The following is a 7,975-nucleotide window of genomic DNA, read 5'->3' as shown; positions in this document are numbered from 1 at the left end:
TGGGGTGGGGTGCGTGGTGGGTGTGTGTCTCTGTCCTGCCGGCGGGGGGGGGGGGGGGGGGGGGGGGGCCCCGCCCCCCCGCCCCGGCCTGCCGTCAGAGCTTCCAGGCCCACCGTCAGACCCTCCCGGCCCCCTCCGTCGGCCCCTCCCGGCCCGACGTCAGAGCAGCTTCCGGGCCGCGCCTTTCACATAGTCCCGCGCCGCCCGCGCCCGATTTCCGCGCGTCGTCATTCGGCCCACGCCGGCCGTGCTTCCCGCCCGGCCCCACCCGATTCCACGTCCGTCCCTTCCGCCCCCCACCGGTAGGGACCGGTTCCGGAATCCGGGCCATTCACTGTATGGAATCCCCGCATTCCGGGTGTCCACAGTTGACTGTTTTTTAGCAACGAATTGCTTGACCATGAGCCACTTTGCGCACTGGTTCTGTCATGTTCTAGCCAGCGTTTTCGACTCCGGAACGCTCTGGCCCCTTGCCGGCCCCCACAGCCGGCCAGAGGAGGATCCGTTGCGCCCCCGCTCCCTTGCCCTCGCCGCGGCGATAGCCGTACTGCCGCTGACCGCCGTCTCGCTCGGTGTCTCCACCGCGCAGGCCGCCCCCGCTCCCCGTGTCGCGCTCCCGAACACCGTCAACCCGGCGGTGGCCCACTCGGAGAAGAAGGGCGACGTCCCGGCCGAGCAGCAGATCTCGGTGGCCGTCAGCCTGAAGCTGCGTGACACCGCCGCCCTGGACCACTTCCTCACCGCGGTCGCCACCCCCGGCACCCCCGAGTTCGGCAAGTACCTGACGCCGGAGCAGTTCACCGCCCGGTTCGGGCCGACCCAGGCCGCCGTCGACCAGGTCAAGACCTACCTGGCCGCCCAGGGCCTGACCGTCACCGAGGTGAGCGCCAACCGCCAGGTGGTCAGCGCCCACGGCACCAACGCGCAGATCTCGCAGGCCTTCGGCACCCACGAGAGCTCCTACGTCGACCCGCAGCTGCAGCGCGCCTTCTTCGCCAACGACGCCGCCGCCTCCGTCCCGGCCGACCTGGCCGACGTGGTCCAGGGCGTGAGCGGCCTGGACAACCACGCGGTCCGCAAGAACCGCCTGGCCAAGCCGAACTCGGTCACCCCGCACACCGCCTCCTCGACCCCGAGCGGCTTCGGCCCGTCGCAGTACGACGGCGCCTACAACCTGAACAAGACCGGCGCCGACGGCACCGGCACGACGGTCGCCCTCTGGGAGTTCGACGGCTACTCGTCCTCCAACCTGACCACCTACGACTCGCAGTACGGCCTGTCCGGCCCGGCCGTCTCCACGGTCTCGGTGGACGGCGCCAACTACGACTCCGCCCCCGGCCAGGGCCAGGGCGAGGTCGAGCTGGACAGCGAGATCGTCCGCGGCGCGGCGCCGAAGGCGACCCAGCTGGTCTACGAGGCGCCCAACAGCGACCAGGGCGAGATCGACATGGCCAACAAGATCGTGGCCGACAACCAGGTCTCGGTCATCTCGATCTCGTGGGGCTCCTGCGAGCCGGACACCACCGCCGCCTCGATGACGGCCGTGGACAACGCCTTCAAGCAGGCCGCCGCCCAGGGCATCTCGATCTTCTCCGCCTCCGGTGACGACGGCTCCCGCGACTGCACCCGCTCCACCAGCGGCTCGTCGGTCAAGGCGGTCGACTTCCCGGCGTCCAGCCCGCACCAGACCGGCGTCGGCGGCACCAACCTCCAGGTGTCCGGCACCTCGTACTCCTCGGAGAGCGCCTGGAGCAGCGCCGGCGGCGGCGTCTCCACCGTGTTCGCCAAGCCGACCTGGCAGACCGGCACCGGCAGCGGCACCATGCGCACCGTCCCGGACGTCTCCTCCAACGCTGACCCGGCGAGCGGCTTCGCGATCTACACGGCCGGCTCCTGGCAGGTCTACGGCGGCACCAGCGCGGCGGCGCCGCTGTGGGCCGGCTACGCGGCCCAGTTCAACCAGAAGGCCAAGGCGGCCGGCCAGCCGGTGCTGGGCGAGGCGAGCCCGAAGCTGTACGCGGTCGCGAACAGCAGCAACTACTCGGGTGCCTTCCACGACGTGACCAGCGGCTCCAACCAGGACTTCCCGGCCGGTACGGGCTACGACCAGGTCACCGGCTGGGGCACCCCGATCGCCGACGGCCTGACCACCGCCCTGCTCGGCGGCGGCTCCACCACCCCGCCCGGCGGCTGCACCGCGGCCCAGCTGATCGGCAACGGCGGCTTCGAGACCGGCACCGCCGCCCCGTGGACCACCTCCAGCGGCGTGGTCGACAACAGCTCCTCGCAGGCGGCCCACTCGGGCAGCTGGAAGGCCTGGCTGGACGGCTACGGCAGCGCCCACACCGACACCCTGTCGCAGACCGTCTCGGTGCCGGCCGGCTGCAAGTCCGCCAGCCTCACCTTCTGGCTGCACATCGACACCGCGGAGACCGGCACCACCGCGTACGACAAGCTGACCGTCCAGGCCAACGGCACCACGCTGGCGACGTACTCCAACGTCAACGCCGCCGCCGGCTACGTGAAGCGCACCCTGGACCTCTCCTCCTTCGCCGGCAAGAGCGTGACCATCAAGTTCACCGGCACCGAGGACGGCTCCAACCAGACCAGCTTCGTGATCGACGACGTCGCGCTGAACGTCAACTGACCACCAGCGGGTAGCACCACCTGACCCCCGCCGGGGCGGCGCCGACAGGGCCCGCCCCGGCGGTGTGCGTCCGCCCGTCCCGGCGGGCGGCGCGGGCGGACGGCGAGGGCGTGTGTTTCCGAACTGTTTCAAGATCACTAACCCTTCGGTTCACCTGCCGTGACCCCTGTCATACGCACGACTGATGACGTAGCCTCTCGACCGTGCATAGGGTTCCCCAAAGCTCGGTGAAGCCGTCGGCGGCGAGCCTCGGCGCCGGCCAGGCCCCTCCGAACTCACCTGGCGGGGAGGGTCACCGCATGGCCGCACAGCAGCCTCAGGACTCCGCGCGACTCCGGCTGGTCGGACTGCGCCCGGAGCGCCCCGGCCCGTCCGTACCCGCACCGCCTCCGGCACCCGCGCACGCCGGGCGGGCCACCGCCCCGGGCGGCTTCGCGGACACCCTGCACCTGGCCATCGAGGCCAGCGGCCTCAGCCTGGACAGGATCAGAGCCGCCCTCACCCAACGTGGCGTCAGAGTCAGTGTCACGACGCTGAGTTACTGGCGGCGCGGGCGCAGCCAGCCCGAACGGGCCAGCTCGCTGAGGGCCGTCCACCTGCTGGAGGAACTGCTCGGACTGCCGCACAGCGCGCTCACCTCGCTGCTCGGCCCGCCCCGCCCGCGCGGCCGCTGGGCCGCCGTCGCGAACACCTGCCACCTCGGCCTGGAGGACGTCTGGCCGGGCGAACGGCAGATCGCGGACATCTTCGCCGAGCTGGACGCCCCGCCGCAGGGCGAACTGGAGCGGCTGAGCATCCACGACTCGTACTACGTGGACGCCGAGCGGCGCGGCAACCTGCTGCGGATGCGCCAGGTGGTGCGCGCCACCGTCGGCGGCGTGGGCCGCTGCCTGGTCGTGCACAAGGCCGACGAGGAGGCGACCGGCTGCCCGGAGATCACCTCGGTGCGGCACGGCCGGCTGGGCCGGGTCCGGCGCCGCCCGGAGGCCGGCCTGACCGTCGGCGAGCTGATGCTGGACCGCCCGCTGGCGCTCGGCGACAGCACGGTCTTCGAGTACGAGGTGGAGATCCCGCCGGGCGGCCCGACGCTGGAGTACAGCCGCCGCTTCGCCACCCCGGTGCGCGAGTACGTGCTCCAGGTGCACTTCGACCCGGCGGCCGTCCCCGCACACTGCGAGCGCTACGACCGCGAGCCGGGCGCGGACGTCGACCACCGCCGCGAGCAGCTCTGGATCGGCGCCTCCGCGAGTGCCCACGTGCTCGCCCCGGACCAGCAGCCCGGGCACATCGGCATCCGCTGGGAGTGGCAGTAGCCGCCCCCCCCCCGGCGTCCAGTCATCCCTGACATCCAGCCGCCCCTGCCGTCCTCGAACCGGCCCGTGCACCCCCGCCACGCCTGACCGGCCGCCAGGCCCCGCACCGGCACTACCGTCTCCTCCTCGCCCCCGCCACGCCCGGGCCGCCGAACGGTTGTCACCCGTCCGGCGCAATCCGCCGTGCCACCTTCCGCCCGCTTTGGGACTTTGGTCCCGATAACACGCGGGGCCGGCCCGGGAAGGCCAGTCCTGTCACGCCGTCAGGCGTCGACCAGGAAGACCGCAGGAAAGAGGCGGAGCATGACCCGTACCGACCACCTGTCCCCGCTGCTGGAGTTCGACGAGGTCGAACCGGACGAGGACTGCATATGCGGGGGCTGCAGCGCCCGCCGCCGCGCCCGGCTGCACGCCGCACCGGTCCACGAGGGCGGGCACGCCGCGGCCCGCAGCATCCGCCGCCGGGCCGCCGTGCTGATGGCCGCCGTCGGCACCGCGGTGGGCGGCGGGACGGCCGCCGCCGGACACGCCACCGCCGCCCCCACCCCCGGCCCCACCCCGGGCGGCAGCAGCACCGCCCAGCCCCCGCAGACCCCGCAGGGCGAGGTCAGCGGCCTCTACGGACAAGCGCCCGGCGCCCGCGCCTTCGCCGCCCCGCGCGCCGCCACCCAGCCGCCCACCCGGGCGCAGATCATCCAGCGCGCCCAGGGCTGGGTCGACCAGCAGGTGCCGTACGGCATGGGCAGCTACTGGTCGGACGGCTACCGCCAGGACTGCTCCGGCTTCGTCTCGATGGCCTGGGGCCTCGGCAGCAGCCAGACCACCTGGACCCTGCCGAACTTCGCCGAGCGGATCGGCAAGGCCGACCTCCAGCCCGGCGACGTGCTGATCTACAACAACCCGGCCAGCCCGCAGTCCGGGTCGCACGTGACGATCTTCGGCGGCTGGACGGACTCCTCCCTCACCCGCTACCTCGCCTACGAGCAGACCTCCCCCGGCACCAAGAAGCGCGACACCCCGTACGCCTACTGGAACAACTCCGGCGCCTACGTCCCGTACCGCTACACCGGCCTGTCCGGCGGCAGCAACGACGGCGCCCCGGCCACCGCCTTCCCGGGCGCGGACAAGTTCGGCCCCGGCGCGAACAACGCGTACGTCACCGAGCTCGGCCGGCTGCTGGTGCAGCGCGGTGGCGCCCGGTTCTACTCCGAGGGGCCCGACCCGCGCTGGGGCGAGGCCGACCGGCGGGCCACCCAGGCCTTCCAGGAGGCCCAGGGCTGGCGCGGCGCCGAGGCCGACGGCATCCCCGGCAAGGACACCTGGGACTACCTGGTCAACGGCAAGGGCCGCGCCATCGGCGCCGGCACCACCCCGCTGCCGCCGCCGGTCCAGCCCGGCACCGGGGCGCCCGCCTTCCCCGGCCGGCAGTACTTCGGCCCGGGTCAGAACAACGACCAGGTCCGCCTGCTGGGCGAGCAGCTGGTCCGCAAGGGCTTCGGCGGCTCGTACGGCGTCGGCCCCGGCCCGCGCTGGAGCGAGAGCGACCGGCGGGCCGTCCAGGCCTTCCAGCAGGCCCAGGGCTGGCGCGGTGCCGAGGCCGACGGCTACCCCGGCCCGGACACCTGGCGCCGGCTCTTCGCCTAGCCCGTGAACGGCGTGGTGCCCGCCCGGCGGGCGCCACGCCTCACCCCTGCGGCTTCGACGACATCCAGTGGAAGAGGCCCATCGCCACGCTGGTGGCCAGGTTGAAGCTGGACACCCCCGGCTGCATCGGCACCGAGACCAGGTGGTCCGCCCGCGCCTTGAGCTCCGCCGAGACCCCGTGCCGCTCGGTGCCGAAGGCGAGCAGCGCGTCGTCCGGGAACGGCAGCGTCCGGATGTCCGCGCCCTCCGGGTCCAGCACGTACAGCGGCCCGGCGGGCAGCTCCGGCAGGACCAGCCGCTCCACCGCGGTGGCGAAGTGCAGGCCCGCGCTGCCGCGCAGCACGGTCGGGTGCCAGGGGTCCAGATCGCCGGTGGTCACCACGCCGGTGGCGCCGAAGCCGGCCGCCAGCCGGATCACCGCCCCGACGTTGCCCAGGTTACGCGGGTTCTCCAGCAGCACCACCGGGGCCGGGCGCGGGCGCCGGGCCAGGGCCGCCAGGTTCGCCCCGACGGACGGCCGCGCGGCCAGGGCGACCACCCCGGTCGGGTGCAGCCGGGGTGCCAGCGTCCGCAGCCGGTCCTCGGGCAGTTCCACCGCCAGCGTGTCCAGTGCCGGGGCGACGTCCGGCGCCAGTTCCCCGGCCAGGGCCAGCAGCGCCGCCCGGTCGGCGGTCAGCACCCGCCGGACGTCCCCGCCGAAGCGCAGCGCGTGCTTCAGCGGGTGGAACCCGTCCAGCAGGACGGCCCCCGGCTCCCGCTCCGCCGCCCGCCACGCCCGCAGCACCTCGTCGTCCATGGCGTTCATGGCGTTCACTCTGCCACCTCGTCCGAGGCCGTCTGATCCAGGGCCACCTGATCCAGGACCGTCTGATCCAGGACCGCCTGATCCGGGGCCACCCCGACCGGGACGATCCCGCCGGGGTCGGGCTCGCCCGGGTCGGGCTCGCCGGGGCGGCCGGCGGCGGAGATCACCTCGTCGAAGCCGAGCGGCCGGCCGGTCGGGCCGTCCGGATCGGCGGCCAGCCCGGCGAGCGCGAGGTCGAGGTGCCGGTGGACCAGCGAGCCGTCCGCGTCGAGCGCGGCCAGCGCGCCCGGCAGCGGGCGGGACACCCGGACGCAGAGCAGCACCAGGTCGCCCATCCCCATGTCGGCCCGCAGCCGCCCGGCGTCCTGGGCGGCGCGCAGCAGTGCCTCGACGGCGGTGACGGCGTCGCGGCGGACGGCGACCAGGTCCTCGTCCACCACCAGCCGCTCCAGCAGCACCACGATCGCCGCGCCCATCCGCAGGTCGGCGGCGGCGTGCACGAAGCGGCGCAGCGCCCGGTACGGGTCGGTCTCGTCGCGGCGGGCCTGTGCGGCGGCCTCGGCGAGCCGGGCCAGCAGGTCGGTGACCAGGGCGCGGACCAGGGCCTCCCGGTCGGGGAAGCGCCGGTAGAGGGTGGCCGGGCCTACCCCGGCCCGCCGGACCACGGCGTCCAGCGGGGCGTCCGGGCCCCGTTCCAGGAACACCTCGCAGGCGGCGTCCAGGATCCTGCGCCGGCTGCGTTCCGCGTCGGCCCTCATCGGCAACTCCCTAACCGGAGAAATTCTCTCCCCCTATGCTAGCGTCCAGTGAAGCGGAGAAAATCTCTCCGCATCGTTGAGGAGCCGAGGAGTGACGCCGTGACCACCACTGCGCTCACCGTCCACACCGACATCGACGGCACCAGCCACCCGCGCGAGGCCGTCCTCGCCTGGGAGCTCGACCGCGCCCGCACCGCCCTGCGCCTGCTCAAGCAGCGCCTCGGCGACGACCGGACGCGCGAACTGCTCACCCCCGACACCACCGCCGCCGACACCGCCCTGGCCGCCTGGGCCCACGCCTCCGGCGGCCGGTGGAGCACCGCCGTCACCGAGCTCACCGCCACCGGCATCGACGCCGACCGCTTCCTCACCTGGTGGCAGGGCCGCCTGCACGCCCCCGACCGGGACGCCCTGCTCGCCGCCAACCCCGAGCACGACCTGGCCGACTCCACCGGCGAACGGGTCGAGATCATCGAGACCCTCGGCACCGGCCCGGCCCGCTTCTTCCTGCGCTTCCACGACGACGTCCCGATCGCCGGGCCCGGCCACCAGGCCTTCCCGGTCCGCATCGGCGGCACCGGCACCCTCGCCGACGGCACCGAGGTGCTGCGGGTGATGCACGAGTTCGCCGACACCCCGGACGGCCTGCGGATCCGCCTCACCGTCCAGTTCCCCGAGGCCGCCCCCGCCCTCCTCGGCACCGGCCACCAGTGGCACTTCGCCTGCGAGTTCGCCAACTGGCTGGAGGCCGCCGCCCGCGCCGCCTGACGCCCCGGCGCCGTTCGCCTCCCCGACGTTCGCCCCCCTC

6 protein-coding genes are annotated in these 7,975 nt (G+C 74.0%); 4 read left to right on the top strand and 2 right to left on the bottom strand.

Annotated elements, in window-relative coordinates; translation table 11 throughout:
• The first annotated feature begins 505 nt into the window (after positions 1-505).
• The 3 genes from ACFV6D_RS30880 (at position 506) to ACFV6D_RS30870 (ending at position 5,604) form a co-directional block, all read left to right on the top strand.
• Complete coding sequence (locus ACFV6D_RS30880; protein WP_380562044.1) at positions 506-2,647, top strand: protease pro-enzyme activation domain-containing protein; 2,142 nt, start codon at positions 506-508, stop codon at positions 2,645-2,647.
• Between the two features lie 299 nt (positions 2,648-2,946).
• On the top strand, positions 2,947-3,960 hold the full coding sequence (locus tag ACFV6D_RS30875; RefSeq protein ID WP_079135727.1) for a hypothetical protein: 1,014 nt from the start codon (positions 2,947-2,949) through the stop codon (positions 3,958-3,960).
• 303 nt (positions 3,961-4,263) lie between these two features.
• Positions 4,264-5,604 carry a peptidoglycan-binding protein gene (locus ACFV6D_RS30870; protein WP_380562042.1) on the top strand — a complete coding sequence of 447 codons (1,341 nt, stop codon included), beginning with the start codon at positions 4,264-4,266 and terminating at the stop codon, positions 5,602-5,604.
• Between the two features lie 40 nt (positions 5,605-5,644).
• Here the strand turns inward: ACFV6D_RS30870 and ACFV6D_RS30865 are convergent, their stop codons facing one another.
• On the bottom strand, positions 5,645-6,400 hold the full coding sequence (locus ACFV6D_RS30865) for a TrmH family RNA methyltransferase (RefSeq protein WP_380562048.1): 756 nt from the start codon (positions 6,398-6,400) through the stop codon (positions 5,645-5,647).
• A gap of 14 nt (positions 6,401-6,414) precedes the next feature.
• A complete protein-coding gene (locus ACFV6D_RS30860; RefSeq protein ID WP_380562041.1) occupies positions 6,415-7,167 on the bottom strand; it encodes a TetR/AcrR family transcriptional regulator in 753 nt (250 codons plus the stop codon).
• A gap of 99 nt (positions 7,168-7,266) precedes the next feature.
• Here ACFV6D_RS30860 and ACFV6D_RS30855 point away from each other — a divergent pair, with 99 nt between their 5' ends.
• Entirely contained in the window at positions 7,267-7,935 is a 669-nt protein-coding gene (locus tag ACFV6D_RS30855) for a hypothetical protein (protein WP_380562039.1), read from the top strand.
• Positions 7,936-7,975: the final 40 nt, after the last annotated feature.

The sequence above is a fragment of the Kitasatospora sp. NPDC059812 genome (assembly GCF_042732075.1).
Classification (GTDB): Bacteria; Actinomycetota; Actinomycetes; order Streptomycetales; family Streptomycetaceae; genus Kitasatospora.
The sequence above is the reverse complement of the archived record's forward strand: the minus strand, read 5'-3'. Positions and strand labels throughout refer to the sequence as shown.

Coding starts and splice junctions, on each gene's coding strand:
- ACFV6D_RS30860 (WP_380562041.1), bottom strand. CDS start 7,167: ATGAGGGCCGACGCGGAACGCAGCCGGCGCAGGATCCTGGACGCCGCC.
- ACFV6D_RS30870 (WP_380562042.1), top strand. CDS start 4,264: ATGACCCGTACCGACCACCTGTCCCCGCTGCTGGAGTTCGACGAGGTC.
- ACFV6D_RS30865 (WP_380562048.1), bottom strand. CDS start 6,400: ATGGACGACGAGGTGCTGCGGGCGTGGCGGGCGGCGGAGCGGGAGCCG.
- ACFV6D_RS30875 (WP_079135727.1), top strand. CDS start 2,947: ATGGCCGCACAGCAGCCTCAGGACTCCGCGCGACTCCGGCTGGTCGGA.